The following is an 18,469-nucleotide window of genomic DNA, read 5'->3' on the forward strand; positions in this document are numbered from 1 at the left end:
TGGCGGGGGCCGCAGCTGGGCCTGGGTTTGGCTTGGGCGGGCCGCCAGGCCCGGCGGCAAGGTCCGCAACGCGGCGAGCGTGCGTGCCACGGCCCGCGGGCCCGGCGACAATTTGAAGACAGGGCCTAGGGTCGGTGGGTCGGCCTGGTCCGGGCGTTGCCGCTGTGCGGTGGCTCCGGCACGGGATGTGCGGGCGAGCGGACGAGTTTTCGGGGGCGGGTTTGGCGGGCGGGCGTGTGTTGGCCGGGCGTTATCAGCTCGAGGAGTTGCTGGGTCGGGGCGGTATGGGGGAGGTGTGGGCCGCGGTCGACGCCCGTATCGCGCGGCGGGTGGCGGTGAAGGTCCTGCCGTCGGGCGGCGGCGACCCGCAGGGGCTCTTACGGGAGGCGCGGACCGCGGGGGCGCTCAGTCACCCCGGGATCGTCACCGTCCACGACCTGGGGCGTGAGCCGGACGGCACGGTGTTCGTGGTCATGGAGCTGGTCGCCGGGCGGGACCTGGCGCGCGTGCTGCACGAGGACGGCATGCCCGCGGTGCGCGACGCGGTCGAGTGGTCGGCGCAGTGCGCCGACGCGCTGGCCGCCGCGCACGACGCGGGCATCGTGCACCGCGACCTGAAGCCCGCGAACGTGCTGCTGACACCCCAGGGCACGATCAAGGTCGTCGACTTCGGGATCGCGCGGTACACGGCGGCCGCGACCCGGTCGAGCCGGATCGTCGGCACCCCGGCGTACATCGCCCCCGAGCGCTTCTCCGGCGAGTCGGGCGACGGGCGGGTGGACCTGTACGCGCTGGGCTGCATGCTGTACGAACTCATCTGCGGCCGACCGCCGTTCACGGCGCCGGACCCGATGGCGCTCATGTACGCGCACCTGCGCCAGGAACCGGTCCCGCTCGGCGTCCACCGCGCGGATCTGCCGCCGGGCGTGGCGGAGTTGGCCGCGCAGTTGCTCGCCAAGGACCCCGGGCTGCGCCCCGCGTCCGCGCACGAGGTGTGGCGGCGGCTGAGGGCCCTACCCCTCGACGAGGTTCCGTCCCGGCGGCCCGGCCGGGCGGCGGCCGCGTGCGCGGCCACGCTGCCGGGGCACGCAGGCGACGCGGCGGCTGCGGCCGGTTCCGGTGCGGACGGTTCCGGCGCCGCGCAAGGCGCCCGGCCCGCTGCGGGTCTGGAGCCCACCCGTACGGTCGCCGACCCGGACGATGCCCGCTGGGACGACTTCGCGCCCGTGGGCGAGCCGGCACGGCGACGCGGGCTCTCGCGTCGTTCGGCGGTGCTGCTGGGCCTCGGCGCGGCGGCGGCCGCCGGCACCGCCGCGGCGACCTACCCGTGGGGGGCGGGGGCCGCCGACTCCGACGCGCCGCCGACGAAGTGGGAGTTCGTCACCGGCGGTGGCGTCGCGGCGGCTCCGGTGGCGGACGGGAGCGTGGTCTACGTCGCCAGCGACGACGGTAACCTCTATGCGGTCCACGCGGCGTCGGGTTCCCGGCGCTGGGTCCATCGGACCGGCGGCGACGAGATTTCCCGGCCCACGACGAGCGGGGAGATCGCGTACGTCCGCAGCGGCAAGGTCGACGGAAGCGGGTCGGGGGCGCTGCACGCCGTCGACGCCTCGACCGGGGCCGCGCTGTGGTCGTACCCGGTGTCGGCGGTCGGCGGGGCCCCGACCGTGGCCGACGGGGTCTGCTACGTCGGCGGGGGGCTCGAGCCGCCCGGCCAGGGCAGCACCGGCTACATCGCGCGCTTCCACGCCGTGGACGCGCGCGGCGGCCGGGAGCTCTGGACCTTCGCCGCCGCGGGAGCGTTCTACGGCCGGCCCACGGTGGTGGACGGCGTGGTCTACACCGGCTGCATGGACGGCAATGTGTACGCGATCGACGCCGCCACCGGCAGCCGGCGGTGGGCGTTCCGGACCGGCGGCGCGGTGCGGACCGCGGTGGTGGTCACCGAGGGCACGGTGTACGCGGCGAGCTACGACACCAACGTGTACGCGATCGACGCCGCCGCAGGTACCCAGCGCTGGGCCTACTCCGCCGGTGCGCCCGCGGACTCCCCCGCCCTCGAGGGCGACGTCCTCGTCGTCGGCGGCGAGAACGTCGTGCACGCCGTCAACCGCAGCACCGGGACCCCGCGCTGGACGTTCGCGGCCCCGGATCTGGTCGGAGCCCCGGCGCTCGCCCACGGCCGCGTCCACATCGGCTGCGGAGACGGGAGGCTCTACGGGATCGAGATGACCCGGGGCACCCTGAGTTGGAGCTTCCGGACCCACGGGGCGGTCTACGCCGCGCCGGCCGTCACGCAGGACGCCGCCTACGTCGCGAGCCTGGACAAGAAGTTGTACGCCCTCGACTTCACCCCCAGGTACTGAGCCGACCGGGCCGACGGCCCCGGACGACGCGGCGTCGCGGGGGCGTCCGGGGCGACGCCGGCGTCGGGGCCCGCGGTCAGGCCACGCAGCCGGCGAAGGAGGCGGTGAGGCCGGCGTCGGGGCGGGCGCGGCCGGTTTCGGCGGCGGCGAGGGCGAGGCGGCGTACCGCTTCGGCAAGGGTGGGCTCGTCGAGGGTGTAGGGCAGGCGTACGTGGCGTTCGAACGCGCCGGTGGTGCTGAACAGGGTGCCGGGGGCGAGGCGCAGGCCGTGGCGGGCGGCGGCCTCGGCGAGGACGGTGGTCGACAGGGTGTCGGTGTGCGCCCACAGCGACAGGCCGCCCGGCGGGAGCGCGAACGTCCAGTCGGGCAGGTGGGTGCGCAGCATGGCGGCGAGGGAGTCGCGGGCGGCGCGGATGCCGGGCAGGCGTTCGGCGAGTATGGCGTCGGCGTGGTCGGCGATCAGGTGGTGCAGGACGAGCTGGTCGAGCACGGGCGCGGCGACGTCGAGGCCGGCGCGGGTGGTGGCGAGGCGGCGCACCAGGTCGGGGGTGCCGCGGATCCAGCCGATGCGCAGGCCGCCCCAGAAGGACTTGGAGGCGGAGCCGAGGGTGACCACGGTGCCGCTGCGGTCGTGGGCGGCGACGGGTGCCGGGCGTTCGTCCAGGGAGATGTCGAGGGCGAGGTCGGCGCAGGTCTCGTCGACGACGAGGGTGGTTCCGGTGGCGCGGGCGAGGTTGATGAGGTGGCGGCGGGTCGGGGTGTCGGCGAGGTGGCCGGTGGGGTTCTGGTAGTCGGGGATGACGTACGCGAGTCGGGGGTTGGCGGCGCGCAGCGCGTCCTGCCAGGCGGCGAGGTCCCAGCCGTCGTCGGCCATCGGCACGGGGACGGGGCGGCCCCCTTCGCCGCGCACCGATTCCAGGGCGTTGGCGTAGGTGGGTGATTCGACGGCGACGCGGTCGCCGGCGTGCAGGAGGGTGCGCAGCAGGAGCACCCAGGCGGACAGCGCGCCGTTGGTGACGATGATCTGGTCGGGCGTGGTGGGGGCGCCGCGGCGGGTGTAGCGGTCGGCGATGGTCTCGCGGAGGATGGGGAGTCCGGCCGGGTGGTAGCCGTGTGCGGTGGTGTACGCGGGGAGCGCGTCGACGGCGTCGGCGACCGCGCGGTCCAGGGCGCGGCCGGGGCCGGGGAGGGCGGCGACGCCGAGGTCGATGGTGCCGGTGACGGAGCTGGGCACGAGCGCGCGGGTGGGCGGGTCGGGCCGGTGGGTGGGCAGCGCGGTCCAGGAGCCGGAGCCGCGGCGGGAGACGAGGTAGCCGTCGGTGCGCAGAATGTCGTACGCGGCGGCGACGGTGGTGCGGGAGACGCTGAGCCGGTCGGCGAGGCCGCGTTCGGCGGGCAGGCGCGCGGTGAGCGGGACGCGGCCGTCGAGGACGAGGGAGCGGATGCGGTCGGCGAGTGCCTTGTACGCGGGGGTGTGCGGGCCGCCGGCGGCCGGGCCCGCGGGGTGCTGCCAGGGGTGGAGTAGATCGGCCAGGCGGGCGCTGCTGACGGTGAGGTGCTGGGCAGTCATCAGTCCACTCCTGGGCAATTGGCCATGGATCCGGGATCCAGTTGTCGCCATTCTCGCATCAGTGGCTCTTTTTGGGGAGCCTGTTCTGCAGGAGGGCGGATCCGGTGGACTGCTATTGGGGGCGGCGGCTGATACAGCTGTACGCCGGTCTGGCGCTGTACGGCTTCAGCATGGCCCTCATGCTGCGCGCCGGGCTCGGCCTGGACCCTTGGGACGTGTTCCACCAGGGACTGCAGGAGCGTACGCCGCTCAGCTTCGGCGCGGTCACCGCGGTGGTCGGCGCGGCGGTCCTGCTGCTGTGGTGGCCGTTGCGGCAGCGACCGGGCCTGGGCACGGTCTCCAACGTCGTGGTGATCGGCGTGTCGGTGGACGCGTCGCTGCGGGTGCTGCCCGAGGCGGACGGGCTGGCCTGGCAGGTCGTGTTCATGCTCGCGTCGGTCGTGCTCAACGCGGTCGCGGGCGGCGCGTACATCGGTGCGCGCCTGGGACCGGGGCCGCGCGACGGGCTGATGACCGGCCTGGTGCGTCGGACCGGCCGCTCGGTGCGGCTGGTGCGCACCTGCATCGAGGTCACGGTCCTGGCGGTCGGCCTGGTGCTGGGCGGCTCGGTGGGCGTGGGGACGGTCGTGTACGCGCTCGGCATCGGCCCGTTGGTGCAGATCTTCCTGCCGCTGTTCACCGTTCCCGAGCGCGCCGCGGGCAAGACCGACGTGGAGACCGAGCCGGGGGTTGGGCTGGTGGCTGGGCAGGTGGCCGCGTCCGAACCCGGCTCCGACTCCGACTCCGACTCTGGCCGCGCGGCCGGGCGGGCGCTTGCGGCGGACTCCCCTGTGCCGGGTGGCCCCGAGCACGTGCCGACCTCGGCGTGACCTGGGCCCTCCGCGCGGCGCGCCGGGGGTGGAGGTGAGGCTCTCTGCCGGGGCGGGGCGCGGGAGTTCGAACGTTCCGTCGGGGGTGGGCCCGGAGGTGCCGTGGTGGCGCTTCCGGGCCCGCTGTCGTCCGTGGCGGCTGACCCGCCGGCCGCCTACTCGACGCCCGCGAGGCGGAGGAGGGCGGTGGTCCCGGCGGCGGCGACGACCACGACGGGGAACGGGGCATTGCGGAGGACGAGCAGTGCGGCGACGGCGACGCCCGCCGGGCGCGCCCAGCCGGCGAAGCCGTGTCCCTGGGTGAACGCGGCGGCGACGACGAGGGCGGTGAGCAGCACGGTCGCGGCGACGGCGAGGAGGCGCTGCGCCTCGCCGGGGACGCGTACGCGTTCGTGCAGGAGGGGGCCTGCCAGGCGGAACGCGAAGGTTCCGGCGGCCAGGGCGGCGATGGCGAGGAGGGGCATCACGGGCGGGTCTCCTCAGGGGAGTCAGGGCGGGCTGTGTGGGGGGCGGGCCCGGCTTTGGGGGCGGCGCGTGCGGACGGAGCGAGTGCTGCTCCGTGTGGTGCGGCGGGCGCGTCCGCCGGGCCGTCGCCACTGCCGCTGCGCGCGGGTTCGTGATCGGCCCCGATGCCGACGCCGCCGTCGGGTTCGGACGCCGAGTCGGGTGCCGAGTCGGGTGCGGGGGCGCTCTCCGGGTTGCGCGTGAGGGCGCGGGGGCGGTGTACGGCGATAGCAAGGCCGGTGAGGGCGAGGAGCACGGGGACGCCCGCGGGGAGGAACGGAGTGGCGGCGACCGCGACCCCGGCGCCGAGGAGGGCGGCGTTGCGGGTGGTGGGTTCGGCGGCGAGCGTGGGCCAGATGAGGGCGAGCAGGACTGCGGGGAAGGCGGCGTCCAGGCCCAGGGCGTCGGTGTCGCCGATCGCGCTGCCCGCGGCGGCCCCGGCCACGACGGACAGGTTCCAGGCGACGAACAGGGCGAGGCCGCAGGCCCAGAACGCGGCGCGGCGGCGCGCGGGGTCGCGGTGGCGCAGGACGAAGGCGACGCTTTCGTCGGTGGTGAGGTGGGCGCCGAGGGCGCGGGTCCAGGCGCGGCGGCCGAGGGTGTCGGCGACGGTGAAGCCGAAGGGGAGCAGCCGCGCGTTGAGGACCAGGCCGGTGGCGACGGCGGCGGCCGCGCTGCCGCCGGACAGGACGACGCCGATGGCGGCGAACTGCGCGCCGCCCGCGAAGACGATGAGGGACATCAGGACGGGCACCCACCAGTCGAGCCCGCCGGACACGGCGATCGCGCCGAAGGACGCCCCCACGAGCGCGTCGGCGAGGCAGACCAGGGCGATGTCGCGGGCGGTGCCGCGATCGAGTGTTCGCCATATCGAACGCATGTCCCGTAGGATGAACACACGCGCTGCCGTTCGTCAAGGCGAACAAGAAGACTTCTGGAGCGAACGCATGGGGAAACCGGGGAAGGACGCCGCCGTCCCGCCCGACACCGCCGCCCTGTCCGGGACGGCCCCGGCCGAGCCGGCTGCCGACGCGGTCGCCGCAGGCGCCGGCGGAGCCGTCAGCGGAGGCCGGCCCCCGAACGCGGGCCGGCGTGACGGCGGCGCCCTGCCTGGCGTCGACGTCGTGGCGCAGATCGCCGCCTCGGTACGCCGCGAGCGCGAGCGCGCCGGAGTGTCCCTCACCGAACTCGCCCGCCGCGCCGGCATCGCCAAGTCGACGCTCTCCCAACTGGAGTCCGGCTCCGGAAACCCCAGCGTCGAGATCCTGTGGGCACTCGGCGTCGCCCTCGGCGTGCCGTTCAGCCGCCTCGTCGACCCGCCCAAGCCCCAGGTGCGGGTCATCCGCGCGGGCGAAGGGCAGATCACCTACTCCGAACGCGCCGACTACGCCGCGACGCTGCTCGCCTCCTGCCCGCCGCACGCCCGACGCGACATCTTCCGCATCGACGCGCAGCCCGGCGAGCCCCGCACGTCCCAACCCCACAACCCCGGCAGCGTCGAACACGTCGTCATCGGCACCGGGCGCGCCCTCGTCGGCCCCGCCGACGACCCCGTCGAACTGGGGCCGGGCGACTACGTCACCTATCCAGGCGACGCGCCCCACGTCTTCCGCGCCCTCGAACCGGGCACCAGCGCGGTCATCGTCATGGAACACGTCTGACCGACGCCGCCGCACGGCCCGCGCCCGGCGGCGGCCGGACGCGGGTACGCCCCGCCCGGAGCGGCGTCCGGGCGGGGCGTACCGGCGCTTTGTGAACGGCGGTTCGGCTCGGCACCAGCTCACGGCTACTCGGCGAACGCCCGGGCGCACGTGGTCAGTCCGCGGTGTACACCACCACGCCCCGCACCACCGTGCGCACGCACACCGGCAGCGGCTCCCCCGGCGTCAGGTCCGGCAGCCCGGGCGTGCCCGAGCTCGGATCCGTCGACCACGCCGACAGCCGCGAGTCCGGGGCCTGCACCGTCAACTCGCCGGTACGCCACACCGCGTACGTCGCCGGCGCCCCCGGCACCAGCACCCCTTCGTCGTCCCGCCCCAGTGCCCGGTGCCCGCCGCGCGTGTGCGCGTTGAACGCCGCCCGCACCGAGATCCGCTCCCCCGCCGTGCGGTGGAACGCCGCCGCCCGCACCGTCCCCCACGGGTCCAGCGGCGTCACCGGGGAATCCGACCCGAACGCCAGCGGCACACCCGCGCGGTTCAGCGTCGCGAACGGGTTCATCCGCGCGGCGCGCTCCGCGCCCAGCCGCCGCACGTACATCCCCTCCGTGCCGCCCCACGCCGCGTCGAACCCTGGCTGCACCGACGCCACCAGGCCCAGTTCCGCGAACGCCGCCACCGCGTCCGCGCCGATCAGCTCCGCGTGCTCGACACGGTGCCGCAACGCCCGTACGGCGCCCGCCCCGTACCGTTCCGCCGCCGCCCGCGCGCCCGCCACCACGGCGTCCACCGCCGCGTCGCCGATCGCGTGGAACCCGGCCTGCACACCCGCCTCCGTGCACGCCGCCAGATGCGCCGCGATCCGCTCCGCACCCAGGTGCGCCAGGCCCACGACCCCGGACCGGTCGGCGTACGCGGCGTGCAGGCATGCCGTGTGCGACCCGATCGACCCGTCCGCGAACAGGTCCCCGCCCAGCCCGTGCGCCCCGTGCCGCGCCGCCAACTCCCGCGCCGCATCCGCGGAATCGACCGCCTCGCCCCAGTACGCCACCACCTCCGGACCGGCCTCCTCCGCGGCCAGCTTCAGCAGCAGCGCCAGGTCGTCCGCACCCGCGATCTCCGGACCCGCGCACTCCACGAGTGTCCCGATGCCGAGCGCCGCGGCCCGCTCGCGCGCCGCCCGCTGCGCCTCGGTGCGCCGCGCCGGGGTGAGCGCCGCGTGCGCCGCCGCGCGTACGGCGTGGTGCGCCGCACCGGTCAGCGGCCCCGCCGGGTCGTACCCGTCCAGGCCGGCCAGCCCCGGGACCGCCGCCCGCAGCGCCGACGACGCCAGCGCCGAGTGCACGTCGATCCGCGACAGGTAGGCCTGCCGCCCGCCGACCGCCCGGTCCAGCGCCGCGGTGTCCGGGATGCCGCCGCGGAAGGACGGCTCGTCCCACCCCTGGCCGAGCAGCACGTCGCCGTCGCCGAGCCGCGCCGCGAACTCCGCGATCCGGTCCAGTCCGTCCGCTCCGGCGGCGCCTTCAGCGCCGTCCGCCAAGGGGCCGCCGTCCGCGCCGGAGGGGCGCAGGTCGAGGCCGGTCAGGGCGAGCCCCGTCGCCGTCGCGTGCACGTGGGAGTCCACGAACGCCGGGGTCACCAGCGCTCCGTCGAGGTCGACGACCTCGTCGGCCGACGACACGTGCGCCTCGGCGGCGCCCTCCGCGCCGATCCACGCGACGGTGCCGTCCTCGACGACGAGGGCGGTGGCGAAGGGGTCGGCAGGGCTGTAGACGTTGCCGTTGCGCAGCAGGATCACGGTCATGGGCCCAGTCTGCCGGGTCGCCGGAACGCGGCGTGCCGGTGGTCACCCGTGCGTGCGAGACGGCGCCGGGCGCGTTCGAGCACGCGTACGAGAAGCGGCCGTTCAGGGGGTGGCGCTCCGGCGGACACCCGGCGGCCGTACCCGCGCGAACCTGCCGGCCCACGGACCCACGGAGCCGCGGACCCACCGAGCCGCGGACCCACCGAGGCGCCGAGCCGCCGAGCCGCCACGCGAGGCAGAGGCGGGCGTAGGAGGCCGCCGCTCGCCCCGCCCGCGAGATCCGATCTCGCTTCCCGCGCCCGCGCCGCGGCCCGGTCTCGCGCACGCGCGACGCCGACTCGCGCCCCTAGGTCGAGCGTCGCCCGGTTCGCAAAGGCGACCCGCGAAAGAAGACGCGTGAAGGAAGACGCGTGAAGGAAGACGCGTGAAGGAAGACGCGTGAAGGAAGACGCGCCGACCCGCGCGACCTGCGCCGGAGCCCCCGGCACCAGGGCCGCGGCGCGCCCCAGCGAGGAGGAATCCGACCATGAGCAGCCCAGCCGCCGCACCCGCGTCCCCGAACGGCGCACCGGCCGCCGTCACCCCGGGCGCCGGCCTCGACGCGGACGACCCGCGCCGCCACCCGCCCGTCGCGGTGCAGGACATCGCCGGATTGTTCGCCGCCCGCGAGCGGCCCCGGCGTCCCACCCCGGTGGCCGCGTCCGCGGTGTTCGCGTGGCGGGCCGTGCTCAAGACGCGGCCGGCCACCACGCACCTGCTGGAGGTGACCGCGTTCCCGCTGATGATGACCCTGATGTTCACGTACCTCTTCGGCGGCGCGCTGGCCGGCTCCACCGACGAGTACCTGCAGTACGTCGTGCCGGGCGTCCTCGTGCAGAGCATCGTGATGACGACCATGGGCACCGGCCTCGCGCTCAACCGCGACATTGCCAACGGGGTCTTCGACCGCTTCCGTACGCTGCCGGTCTGGCGTCCCGCGGTCCTGGTCGGGATGCTCGTCGGCGACCTGCTCCGCTACCTGCTGGCCGCCACGATGATCCTCCTGACCGGCCTGGTGCTGGGCTTCCGTCCAGACGGCGGCGTGCCCGGCGTGCTGGCGGCGGTCGCGCTCGTGCTGGTGTTCGCGTTCGCGTTCTCGTGGGTGTGGACGACGCTCGGCCTGCTCATGCGCAGCGAGAAAGCCGTCGCCGGCACCGCGATGATGGTGCTGTTCCCGGCGACGTTCCTCAGCAACATCTTCGTCGAGCCCGAGACCATGCCCGGCTGGCTCCAGGCCTTCGTCGACGCCAACCCGATCGCCCACCTCGTCAGCGCGGTCCGCGACCTCGTGGCAGGCGACTTCGGCAGCCCCGAGACCGGCTGGACACTGCTGTACGCGGCCGGCTTCGTCGCCGTCTTCGGCACCCTCAGCATGCGGCTGTACAACCGCGGCTGAGCCCGCGCCCGCCCGCCCCGCCGCGGCGCCGCCGCGACCCGCCACCGCGCTCCCCACGGCCGCCCCCACCGTCGCGTCCGAAAACCGCCAGTCACCACGGGCGGGGGGACGCATCATGGAGGGGTGCCCGAGACCTTCACCGCCCGCTACCAGGCCATCAGCAGCCGCGACGCCCGCTTCGACGGCAGCTTCTACACGGCCGTGTCCAGCACCGGCATCTACTGCCGTCCCAGCTGCCCGGCCCGCACGCCCAAGCCCGAGAACGTCTCCTTCTTCACCACCGCGGCCGCCGCACAGGCCGCCGGGTTCCGCGCCTGCAAGCGCTGCCGGCCCGAGGCCAGCCCCGGATCGCCCGACTGGGACATCCGCGCCGACCTCGTCGGCCGCGCGCTGCGCCTGATCGCGGACGGCGTCGTCGACGAGGGCGGCGTCGGCACCCTGGCCCGCCGCCTCGCCGTGTCCGAGCGCCACCTGCACCGGCAGATGGTCGGCGAGGTCGGCACCGGCCCGCTGGCTCTCGCGAGGATGCGCCGCGCGCAGACCGCCCGCATGCTCATCGAGGCCACCGACCTGCCGATCACCCAGATCGCGTTCGCCGCCGGCTACTCCAGCGTGCGGCAGTTCAACGACTCGATGGCGGAGGCGTTCGGCTGCGCGCCCACCGAACTGCGCCGCCGACACCGCCCCGCGGGGCCTGGTGCCGACGGCGAGGGCGACATAGTCCTCCGGCTCCAGCACCGCCGGCCCTTCTCCCACGACCCGCTGCTCGACTTCCTCGCCGACCGCGCGATCGGCGGCGTGGAAGAGGTCGTCACCAACGACCGCGGCCGCGAGGGTGCGGGCGACGGCGGCGCGGGCGCGCGTTCGTACCGGCGCAGTCTGCGCCTGCCGCGACGCACCGGCATCATGACCGTCACTCCGCACCCCGACGCCGGGTACGCGACACTCCGCCTGCGCCTGGAGGACCTGCGCGACCTGACCGCCGCCGTGCAGCGCACCCGCCGGCTGTTCGACCTGGACGCCGACCCGCAGGGCGTCGACGACGTCCTCGGCGCCGACCCGCTGATCGGCCCGCTGGTCGCCAAGAACCCCGGGCTGCGCGTGCCCGGCCATGTGGACGGCTTCGAACTCGCGGTCCGCGCGGTCCTCGGCCAGCAGGTGACGGTGAAGGGCGCGCGGACGCTCGCCGAACGCCTCGTCCGCAAGCTCGGCTGCCCGCTCGCCGCCCCCGACGGCACCCTCACCCACATGTTCCCCAGCGCCGAACAGGTCGCCGGCGACGACCTCTCGGGCATCGGCCTCACCGGCTCCCGCACCCGCGCGCTGCGCGCCCTCGCGTCGGCGGTCGCGGACGGCGGCGTCGTCCTGGACCCGGGCGCCGACCGCGCCGACACCGAGCGCGCGCTCCTCGCGCTGCCGGGCATCGGGCCGTGGACTGCCTCGTACATCGCGATGCGCGCGCTCGGCGACCCCGACGCGATCCCGCTCACCGACCTGGGGGTCCGCCACGCCCTGCGCGACCTCGGCGCCGACGACACTGCGGCGGCGGTCGCCGAGCGCGCCGAGGGCTGGCGGCCGTGGCGCGCGTACGCAGCCATGCACCTGTGGACGCACCTGTCCGGCACGGACGGCGGCCCGTCCGGCGGCTGACCCCTGAGGCAGCGCGACCTGTCCCCAGCCGGCCCGCCACACCTGACGTGCGCCGTCCTGACGTGCCCTGTCCTGACGTTCCCTGTCCGACCCAGCCCCATCTGACCGGCCGTCAGCCTGCCGCGTGCTCGCGGTCGTTCAGGTACGCCTCCCGCGCCGCGAGCAGCGCGGGCAGGTTCGCGGCCGCCCACTCGCGGCACGCCTGGATCGGGCCCAGCAGGGTGCGGCCGAGGTCGGTGAGCGCGTACTCGACGCGCGGCGGCGACTCGTTGTACGCGGTGCGCGTCACCATGCCGTCGCGCTCCAGCGCGCGCAGCGTCTCGGTGAGCACCTTCGGGGTGATCCCGCGCAGCGGCACCTTCAGCTCGGAGAACCGGCGCGGTCCGTCGGCCAGGCAGACGACGACCATGCCGGCCCACTTCTCGCCGATCCGGATCGGCACCGCGCTCTGCGGGCATGCCGGGTCGAAGAAGTCGCCGGTGAGCGGCGCGCGTGCCGGGGACGCCGGCTCCGTCGCTGCCGGAATCGGCGTCGGGGTCGGCGCCGGGGTCGGGGACGGCTGCTTCGGGGTCGGTTCCGCGCGGTTCGGCATGCGTCCGACGCTAGTCCGGTTTCGTTGAAGTAACCAGTATCCGATCCATACCGTTGCAGGCAGCGGCGGGGATCGGCCCCGCCGCGCAGACCAGGGCGGAGCTGTGTCATGAGCGGAATCCACGAGACGGGCACGGGCGGCGAGGACAGCGGGAGCAGCGGGGGCGGGGTCCGCATCGCGGTGTTCGGCGCGGGCGGCCGGGCCGGGCGGGCCGTGCTCGCCGAGGCGGTGGCACGCGGGTACGCGGTCACCGCGGTCGTCCGCGACCCCGCCCGCCACGCGGACCTGGCCGGGCGGGCGAACGTGTCCGTGGTGGCCGGCGACGTCACCGACCCGGCCGACGTCGCCCGCGCCGCGGCCGGGCACACGGCGGCGGTGAGCGCGGTCTACACCCCGGACACCGGTTCGCGCGCGTTCTACGGCGCGGCGTCCGCCGCCCTCGTCGAGGGCCTGGCGAAGGCCGGTGTCACGCGGCTGGTCCACGTGGGGATCGCGACGACCGTCGAAACAGCGCCGGGCGTACGCATCATGGACGCGCCGGAATTCCCGGAGGAGTGGCTGGAGTTCGCGCGTGGGCACGCCGACGCGGCCGACACGTTCGCGGCGGCCGGGAACGGCCTGGACTGGCTCGTGGTGTGCCCGCCGATGGTGCTGGACGAGGCGGGGCGCGCGGGCGCGTACCGCATCGGGACCGCGCGGCCGGTGCACGCGGCGGAGGTGGACGTCCAGGGGCACATCTCGTACGCGGACCTCGGCCTCGCCGTCGTGGAGGAGATCGCCCGCCCGCGTCACCACCGCACGGTCGTCGCGGTCTCCGACTGACGAAGCCAGGGCCGTTCGGCCAGTGCGGCCAGAGCGGGCAGTGCGGCCTGGTCAGCCGGCTCCGCCGAGGTCGACGCTGCCTTCGTCCACGCCGCACACGTACCAGGTGCCGTTCTCCCGGTGCAGGTCCAGGACGTAGGAGGTGGGTGCGCCGTCGCGGCCGGTCACGCTCACGTTGATGTCGGCGCTGTCGCCGCTCTCGACGGAGCCGGTGAGCGCGAAGCCGAATCCGGCGCCTTCGTCGGCGAGCGCGTCGTGGGCGCTGTCGTTGCGCCGGCCGCCGCAGTCGCCGTAGTAGGCGGTCGGCGGGGCGCCCTCGGCGACCGTACGCAGGTAGTCGCGTGCGCGGTCGTGCACGGCGCTGTCCAAGATGTCGTCCTTGGCGCACGACACGCACGCCGCCAGGCACGCCGCGCCCAATAGTGCCGCCACCGGCCCGGTCGGCCGCGCCGCGGCCCGAAGTCCGTTGCGCCCGGCCGCCGTTCGCCCACCCCTGCTCCGCATCACGGACCCCCACCCGCTCGTACGACCTGCGGATCGTAGCGCGCTCCCGTACCCGGTGGTGGCGAGCTGCCATGCTCCACCGTGTCGGACCGCCGCGGCGGCGCCGGCGCACACCGGGCGGCACCTTGGGCACACCCCCGATACCGGGGCGGCGGGAGGCGGAGCGTGGACGGGCTGAGAGTGGCGTCGTTGATCCTGGCGACGATGACGACGGGCATGATGGCGGGTGTTTTCGGGATCTACGCGAACGCGATCATGCCGGGGCTGGCGAAGACCGACGACCGGACGTTCGTCGGGGCGTTCCAGGCGATGGACCGCGCCATCATCAACCCGGTGTTCCTCGGCGGCGGGTTCGTGGGCGCCCTGCTGACCACGCTGCTGGCGGGGCTGCTGCACCTGGGCGAGGACGCGCTGCCGTGGATCGCGGCGGCCTTCGTGCTCTATCTGGCGACCGTGGTGATCACCGGCGGTGTGAACGTGCCCCGGAACGACGCGCTCAAGGCGGCCGGCGACCCCGACGCGATCGACACCGCGGCCGCGCGCGCCGCGTTCGACGAGCACCGCTGGCGCGCCTTCAACCTGGTGCGGGTGGTGCTGAACACGGCCGCGTTCGGGCTGCTCGCGTACGCGCTCGTGGTGACCGGCAGGTCCGGCGCCTGAGCGCCCTGGGGCCGGCCCTCTGGTCTTTCGGAGCTGATCTACAGGGCCTGATCTACAGGGCCTGATCGACTAGGCGCGGTCCGCGGGCCGGTTCCGCAGAGCCGATTCCGCGGGGCGGCGGCGCCGGGTCAGGCGCAGCGGACGTCCGCGCCGGGCAGCGTCCCGTCGAGGAGGTGGCGGTCGACGGCGCGGTCCACGCAGGCGTTCTGCCGGTAGATCGCGACGTGGCCGTCGCCGTTGTACGTCACCAGCCGCGAGGCGGGCAGCTGCCCGCGGACCCGGGGTGCGGCGACGTGCGGTGTGGCGGGGTCGCGGGTGGTGCTGACCAGCAGCATCCCGGGCAGGCGCGTGCCGTCCAGCGGCGTGGCCAGGTCCGGTCCGGGGGCTGCGCAGTCCGCCGCCCAGCTCCACACCACCGACGGGCCGAGCACCGGCGCGGTCGCGGTGATCTCGCGGCCCAGGCGGGCGGCCTCCTGGGCGGAGAGGAAGCGGCCGTCGGCGCAGTTGATCTCGAAGTAGCCGTCCAGGGAGGAGTCCGCGTACGCGCCGTCGTCGCCGCGGTCGGCGTAGGAGTCGAACGCGCCGATCATCGGCGCGGCGTCGCCGCGGGCGAGTGCCGCGACGAGTGTGCGCAGCCTGGGCCACTGGGCGGGGTGGTAGAGGTAGCCGCAGACCACGGTCGAGGCCATGGCCTCGTCGAGGGTGCGCCCGCCGGCGCGGGCGGGGGTGTCGCTCAGCTTGTCGAGCATGGCGCGCATCTGCCGGGCGGCGGCGTCGGCGTCGCCGGTGAACGGGCAGCCGGCCCTGCCGATGCAGTCCGCCGCGAACGCCCGGAACGCGGCGTCGAATCCCTGCGCCTGCTCGCGGGCGAGTGCGGTGCGGTCGGAGGCGGGGTCGAGGAGCCCGTCCAGGACGAAGCGGCCGACGCGGTCCGGGTGCCGGTCGGCGTAGCGGGCGCCGAGGTAGGTGCCGTACGAGGTGCCGATGTAGTTGAGGCGTTCGTCGCCGAGGACGCCGCGCAGTATGTCCATGTCGTCGGCGGCCTCGCTGGTCCCGAGGTGCGGGAGCAGGTCGCCCATGCGCGCGGCGCAGCTCCGGCCGAAGTCCTTGAGGACCGCGGCGGCCGCGTCGACGGCGGCGGCGTCGCGTGGGGTGGGGTCGATGGACTGGAGGCGGTCCATGAGGGGCCCGTCGGCGCACACGACGGGGGTGCTGTCGCCGGTGCCGCGCGGGTCGAACCCGACGATGTCGTAGCGCGCGGCGAGGGTGGGCTTGGAGTCGGCGAGGTTGACCACGGTGTCGCGTACGCCGCTGCCGGGGCCGCCCGGGTTGGTCGCGAGGCTGCCGATGCGTGCGGACGCGGGGCCGGTGGCGGGCATCCGGTAGACGGCGATCTCGGTGGTCTTGGCGGCGGGGTCGGCGTAGTCGAGGGGGACGCGCAGGCGGGCGCACTGGAGTCCGCGGTCGGCGCCGCGCTGGATCGGGTCGGCGGGGCAGGGCTTCCAGGTGGGCTTTTGGGCGTAGAAGTCCTTGAGCGCGGGGTCGGCGGCGCCGCGCGGGGCCGCGGTCGCGGGTGCCGGGGGTGCGGCGGGGTCCGGCTGCCCGCTTGCGGTGCCGGTGCCCGGGGTGCTGTCCGCGCCGCCTGTGCCGTTGCCGGGGCCGGTGGAGGAACCCGCGGAGGGGGCGGCGGGCTTGGTGTCGGCGGCGTTGCCGGTCGCGCGGCCGTTGTCGGAGCTGCATCCGGCCGCGACGAGAGCGGCGGCGACGAGTGGGACGGCTATGCGGGCGGTCGCGGGGACGCGGGCGGCTTTCACGCGGCCAAGGGGTATCACACGGTTGGTGGTTCGGGGAGGGGCGGGGTGCGGAGGGGCGGGGGTGCCGAGCGTCCCCGCGGAATAGCGGCACCCACAGCCCAGTTATGTTGATCGTTCAACAATATGGAGTCCGTGAGCAGATGGAGGCGCGATGACCACGCAGACCCCGACCCCGACCGCGCGCCGGGTGGCGGCGGTGGCCGACCGTCGCATCGTCGGCCCGGACGCCCAGGTCGACAACAAGGCCCTCGTCCTCGAACCCGGCAGGCCGGCGCGCCACGACCCGTTCCTGCTGCTGGCCGAGGACTGGTTCAGCACGGTGGGGTTCGACTGGCATCCGCACCGCGGCCAGGAGACCGTCACGCTCGTCCTCGAAGGCCGCGCCGAGCACCGCGACAACCGCGGCGGACACGGCGTCCTCGGGCCGGGCGACGCGCAGTGGATGACCGCCGGACGCGGCCTGTTCCACGCCGAGAAGGCGTACCGCGGCGAGCCCGTCCACCTGCTCCAGCTGTGGATCAACCTGCCCGCCGCACACAAGATGGACGAGCCGCGCTACCAGGACCTGCGCGCCGACGCGATGCCGGTGCGCCGCGAGGAGGGGGTCGAGGTACGCGTCTTCTCCGGCCGCTCCGGCGACGCGGTCGGCCCGGCCGTCAACGTCGTCCCGGTGACCATGGCCGACGCGGTCCTTCAGCCGGGCGCCGGATACCCGCAGGAGGTCCCCGCGGACCAGAACGGCTTCGCGTACGTCGTCTCCGGCTCCGGCCGCTTCGGCCCGGACCGTACCCCCGCCGAGGCGGGGCAGGTCGTCCATCTCGCGCCTGGCGAGCCCGCGACGGCCCCGGCCGCGACGGGCGCAAGCGGGAGTGAGAGCGAGAGTGGCCCGGCGTACGGCGTGCTCGACGTCGAGGCCGGCGACGAGGGGCTGCGGTTCGTGCTGTGGACGGGCCGACCGGTCCGCGAACCGGTCGCGCACTACGGGCCGTTCGTGATGAACACCCGCCGCGAACTGGAGCAGGCGGTCGCCGACATGCAGGCAGGGGCGTTCGGCGAGATCCCGACCGACTGATCCGACTGCGTAGTCCGAGCTCGTGGTTCGCGCGCGTGACCTGAGCACGTGACCTGAGCACGTGACCGGATCACCGGGCCCGGTCACGCGCCGACAGGGCGGCCAGATGTGGGCGGTGCGTCGCAACGCACCGCCCACACGCATGTAGGTCCAACACGCATGTACTACGCCCCACACACGCGTCCGCCACGCCGCACCCGGCGCCGCCGCCGTCCGCGGCCCGGCGCCCGCTAGCGTTGGGCGCAGCGGCGACAGCGCACCGCCCGCCTACCTACCTACCCGCCTGCTGCCTGCGGGCCGCGCCGACGCACCGCACGGAGACCCGCACCACCATGAGTGACACACGAGCCGACGACCGAGCTGCCGTACGTGTACTGGACCTGTGGCGCCACCGCCTCGGCGCCGTCCCCGAGGCGCTTTGGGCGCGCACCGACTGGACCACCGTCGTCCTGGCCGAGAACGATCTCACCGAAGTCCCGCCCGGCTTCGCCCGCATGACGGCGCTCCGCACCCTCGATCTCGGGCACAACACGCTCACCCGTCTCCCGGACGACATCGGCGACCTGCCCGCCCTGACCGACTTCCTCTACGTGCACGACAACCGCCTGCGCGAACTCCCCGACACGCTCGGCCACCTGAACCGCCTGCGCTACCTCAACGCCGGCGACAACCCCCTCACCCGGCTCCCGGACACTCTCGGCCACATGACCTCGCTCGTCGAACTCCGCGCCGAGAACTGCCGCCTCACCACCCTCCCGGCCACCCTCGGCGGCCTCCGCGCCCTCCGGGAACTGCACCTGCGCGGCAACCGCCTCAGCAACCTCCCCGAGTCCGCCGCGCACCTCGCCGACCTGCGGCAGCTGGACCTGCGCGGCAACGCCCTCACCGAGGTCCCCGCGGCCGTCGCCGCCCTCCCCCGCCTGCGCCACCTCGACCTCCGGGCCAACCACATCACCCATGTGCCCGACTGGGTGGCCCAACTCCCCCGCTTGGAGAAGCTCGACCTGCGCTGGAACGCCCCCTCCGCGGCACCGCACGACCTCGTCGACACCCTGGAACGCCGCGGGTGCGCGGTCCTGCGCTGACCACCCCGGCGGCCACTCCATCGCCCACCCCCGCCGACCGCCCGCAGGTGCCGCGGCGCGCGTA

Annotated in this window: 16 protein-coding genes; 9 read left to right on the forward strand and 7 right to left on the reverse strand. The window is 75.3% G+C overall.

What is annotated here, in order from left to right; all coding sequences use genetic code 11:
* The first annotated feature begins 185 nt into the window (after positions 1-185).
* The gene (locus tag AB0C36_RS30085) at positions 186-2,366 is read left to right on the forward strand and encodes a protein kinase domain-containing protein (protein ID WP_358360112.1); all 2,181 of its coding nucleotides are present in this window, start codon (positions 186-188) and stop codon (positions 2,364-2,366) included.
* Between the two features lie 76 nt (positions 2,367-2,442).
* On the opposite strand, the gene yczR is transcribed toward AB0C36_RS30085, so the two are convergent.
* Positions 2,443-3,936 (reverse strand): MocR-like transcription factor YczR, encoded by a 1,494-nt coding sequence (gene yczR, locus AB0C36_RS30090; protein WP_358360115.1) that lies wholly within the window; start codon positions 3,934-3,936, stop codon positions 2,443-2,445.
* A 170-nt stretch (positions 3,937-4,106) separates the two neighbouring features.
* On the opposite strand from yczR, the gene yczE reads away from it, so the two are divergent.
* A complete protein-coding gene (yczE, locus tag AB0C36_RS30095) occupies positions 4,107-4,805 on the forward strand; it encodes a membrane protein YczE (RefSeq protein WP_358360193.1) in 699 nt (232 codons plus the stop codon).
* Between the two features lie 155 nt (positions 4,806-4,960).
* On the opposite strand, the gene AB0C36_RS30100 is transcribed toward yczE, so the two are convergent.
* Together AB0C36_RS30100 and AB0C36_RS30105 are read right to left on the reverse strand one after the other, a co-directional pair.
* Positions 4,961-5,269, reverse strand: coding sequence for an AzlD domain-containing protein (locus AB0C36_RS30100; RefSeq protein ID WP_358360119.1), 309 nt, complete (start codon positions 5,267-5,269; stop codon positions 4,961-4,963).
* Positions 5,269-6,189 carry an AzlC family ABC transporter permease gene (locus AB0C36_RS30105; protein ID WP_358360122.1) on the reverse strand — a complete coding sequence of 307 codons (921 nt, stop codon included), beginning with the start codon at positions 6,187-6,189 and terminating at the stop codon, positions 5,269-5,271. Before AB0C36_RS30105 ends, AB0C36_RS30100 begins: the two co-directional genes overlap by 1 nt.
* A gap of 244 nt (positions 6,190-6,433) precedes the next feature.
* On the opposite strand from AB0C36_RS30105, the gene AB0C36_RS30110 reads away from it, so the two are divergent.
* Positions 6,434-6,970, forward strand: coding sequence for a helix-turn-helix domain-containing protein (locus AB0C36_RS30110; protein WP_358360195.1), 537 nt, complete (start codon positions 6,434-6,436; stop codon positions 6,968-6,970).
* A gap of 154 nt (positions 6,971-7,124) precedes the next feature.
* Here the strand turns inward: AB0C36_RS30110 and AB0C36_RS30115 are convergent, their stop codons facing one another.
* Complete coding sequence (locus AB0C36_RS30115; RefSeq protein WP_358360125.1) at positions 7,125-8,771, reverse strand: amidohydrolase; 1,647 nt, start codon at positions 8,769-8,771, stop codon at positions 7,125-7,127.
* A 526-nt stretch (positions 8,772-9,297) separates the two neighbouring features.
* On the opposite strand from AB0C36_RS30115, the gene AB0C36_RS30120 reads away from it, so the two are divergent.
* Together AB0C36_RS30120 and AB0C36_RS30125 are read left to right on the forward strand one after the other, a co-directional pair.
* Positions 9,298-10,206 (forward strand): ABC transporter permease, encoded by a 909-nt coding sequence (locus AB0C36_RS30120; protein WP_358360127.1) that lies wholly within the window; start codon positions 9,298-9,300, stop codon positions 10,204-10,206.
* 123 nt (positions 10,207-10,329) lie between these two features.
* Positions 10,330-11,856 (forward strand): AlkA N-terminal domain-containing protein, encoded by a 1,527-nt coding sequence (locus AB0C36_RS30125; protein WP_435839139.1) that lies wholly within the window; start codon positions 10,330-10,332, stop codon positions 11,854-11,856.
* Between the two features lie 112 nt (positions 11,857-11,968).
* Here the strand turns inward: AB0C36_RS30125 and AB0C36_RS30130 are convergent, their stop codons facing one another.
* Entirely contained in the window at positions 11,969-12,448 is a 480-nt protein-coding gene (locus tag AB0C36_RS30130) for a winged helix-turn-helix transcriptional regulator (protein WP_358360129.1), read from the reverse strand.
* 108 nt (positions 12,449-12,556) lie between these two features.
* Between AB0C36_RS30130 and AB0C36_RS30135 the strand changes: the two genes are divergently transcribed.
* Complete coding sequence (locus AB0C36_RS30135; RefSeq protein ID WP_358360132.1) at positions 12,557-13,270, forward strand: NAD(P)-dependent oxidoreductase; 714 nt, start codon at positions 12,557-12,559, stop codon at positions 13,268-13,270.
* 51 nt (positions 13,271-13,321) lie between these two features.
* Here the strand turns inward: AB0C36_RS30135 and AB0C36_RS30140 are convergent, their stop codons facing one another.
* Positions 13,322-13,639, reverse strand: coding sequence for a nuclear transport factor 2 family protein (locus AB0C36_RS30140; RefSeq protein ID WP_358360135.1), 318 nt, complete (start codon positions 13,637-13,639; stop codon positions 13,322-13,324).
* Between the two features lie 300 nt (positions 13,640-13,939).
* Here AB0C36_RS30140 and AB0C36_RS30145 point away from each other — a divergent pair, with 300 nt between their 5' ends.
* Entirely contained in the window at positions 13,940-14,434 is a 495-nt protein-coding gene (locus AB0C36_RS30145) for an anthrone oxygenase family protein (protein ID WP_358360138.1), read from the forward strand.
* A gap of 128 nt (positions 14,435-14,562) precedes the next feature.
* Here the strand turns inward: AB0C36_RS30145 and AB0C36_RS30150 are convergent, their stop codons facing one another.
* Complete coding sequence (locus AB0C36_RS30150; RefSeq protein ID WP_358360141.1) at positions 14,563-16,248, reverse strand: alpha/beta hydrolase; 1,686 nt, start codon at positions 16,246-16,248, stop codon at positions 14,563-14,565.
* A gap of 151 nt (positions 16,249-16,399) precedes the next feature.
* On the opposite strand from AB0C36_RS30150, the gene AB0C36_RS30155 reads away from it, so the two are divergent.
* The gene (locus AB0C36_RS30155; RefSeq protein ID WP_358360144.1) at positions 16,400-17,320 is read left to right on the forward strand and encodes a pirin family protein; all 921 of its coding nucleotides are present in this window, start codon (positions 16,400-16,402) and stop codon (positions 17,318-17,320) included.
* 332 nt (positions 17,321-17,652) lie between these two features.
* Entirely contained in the window at positions 17,653-18,405 is a 753-nt protein-coding gene (locus tag AB0C36_RS30160) for a leucine-rich repeat domain-containing protein (RefSeq protein WP_358360147.1), read from the forward strand.
* The last annotated feature ends 64 nt before the right edge of the window (positions 18,406-18,469 follow it).

Source organism: Streptodolium elevatio, from assembly GCF_040649515.1.
Classification (GTDB): domain Bacteria; phylum Actinomycetota; class Actinomycetes; order Streptomycetales; family Streptomycetaceae; genus Yinghuangia; species Yinghuangia elevatio.

Coding starts and splice junctions, on each gene's coding strand:
- AB0C36_RS30085 (WP_358360112.1), top strand. CDS start 186: ATGTGCGGGCGAGCGGACGAGTTTTCGGGGGCGGGTTTGGCGGGCGGG.
- yczR (WP_358360115.1), bottom strand. CDS start 3,936: ATGACTGCCCAGCACCTCACCGTCAGCAGCGCCCGCCTGGCCGATCTA.
- yczE (WP_358360193.1), top strand. CDS start 4,107: ATGGCCCTCATGCTGCGCGCCGGGCTCGGCCTGGACCCTTGGGACGTG.
- AB0C36_RS30100 (WP_358360119.1), bottom strand. CDS start 5,269: ATGCCCCTCCTCGCCATCGCCGCCCTGGCCGCCGGAACCTTCGCGTTC.
- AB0C36_RS30105 (WP_358360122.1), bottom strand. CDS start 6,189: ATGCGTTCGATATGGCGAACACTCGATCGCGGCACCGCCCGCGACATC.
- AB0C36_RS30115 (WP_358360125.1), bottom strand. CDS start 8,771: ATGACCGTGATCCTGCTGCGCAACGGCAACGTCTACAGCCCTGCCGAC.
- AB0C36_RS30120 (WP_358360127.1), top strand. CDS start 9,298: ATGAGCAGCCCAGCCGCCGCACCCGCGTCCCCGAACGGCGCACCGGCC.
- AB0C36_RS30130 (WP_358360129.1), bottom strand. CDS start 12,448: ATGCCGAACCGCGCGGAACCGACCCCGAAGCAGCCGTCCCCGACCCCG.
- AB0C36_RS30135 (WP_358360132.1), top strand. CDS start 12,557: ATGAGCGGAATCCACGAGACGGGCACGGGCGGCGAGGACAGCGGGAGC.
- AB0C36_RS30155 (WP_358360144.1), top strand. CDS start 16,400: ATGACCACGCAGACCCCGACCCCGACCGCGCGCCGGGTGGCGGCGGTG.
- AB0C36_RS30160 (WP_358360147.1), top strand. CDS start 17,653: ATGAGTGACACACGAGCCGACGACCGAGCTGCCGTACGTGTACTGGAC.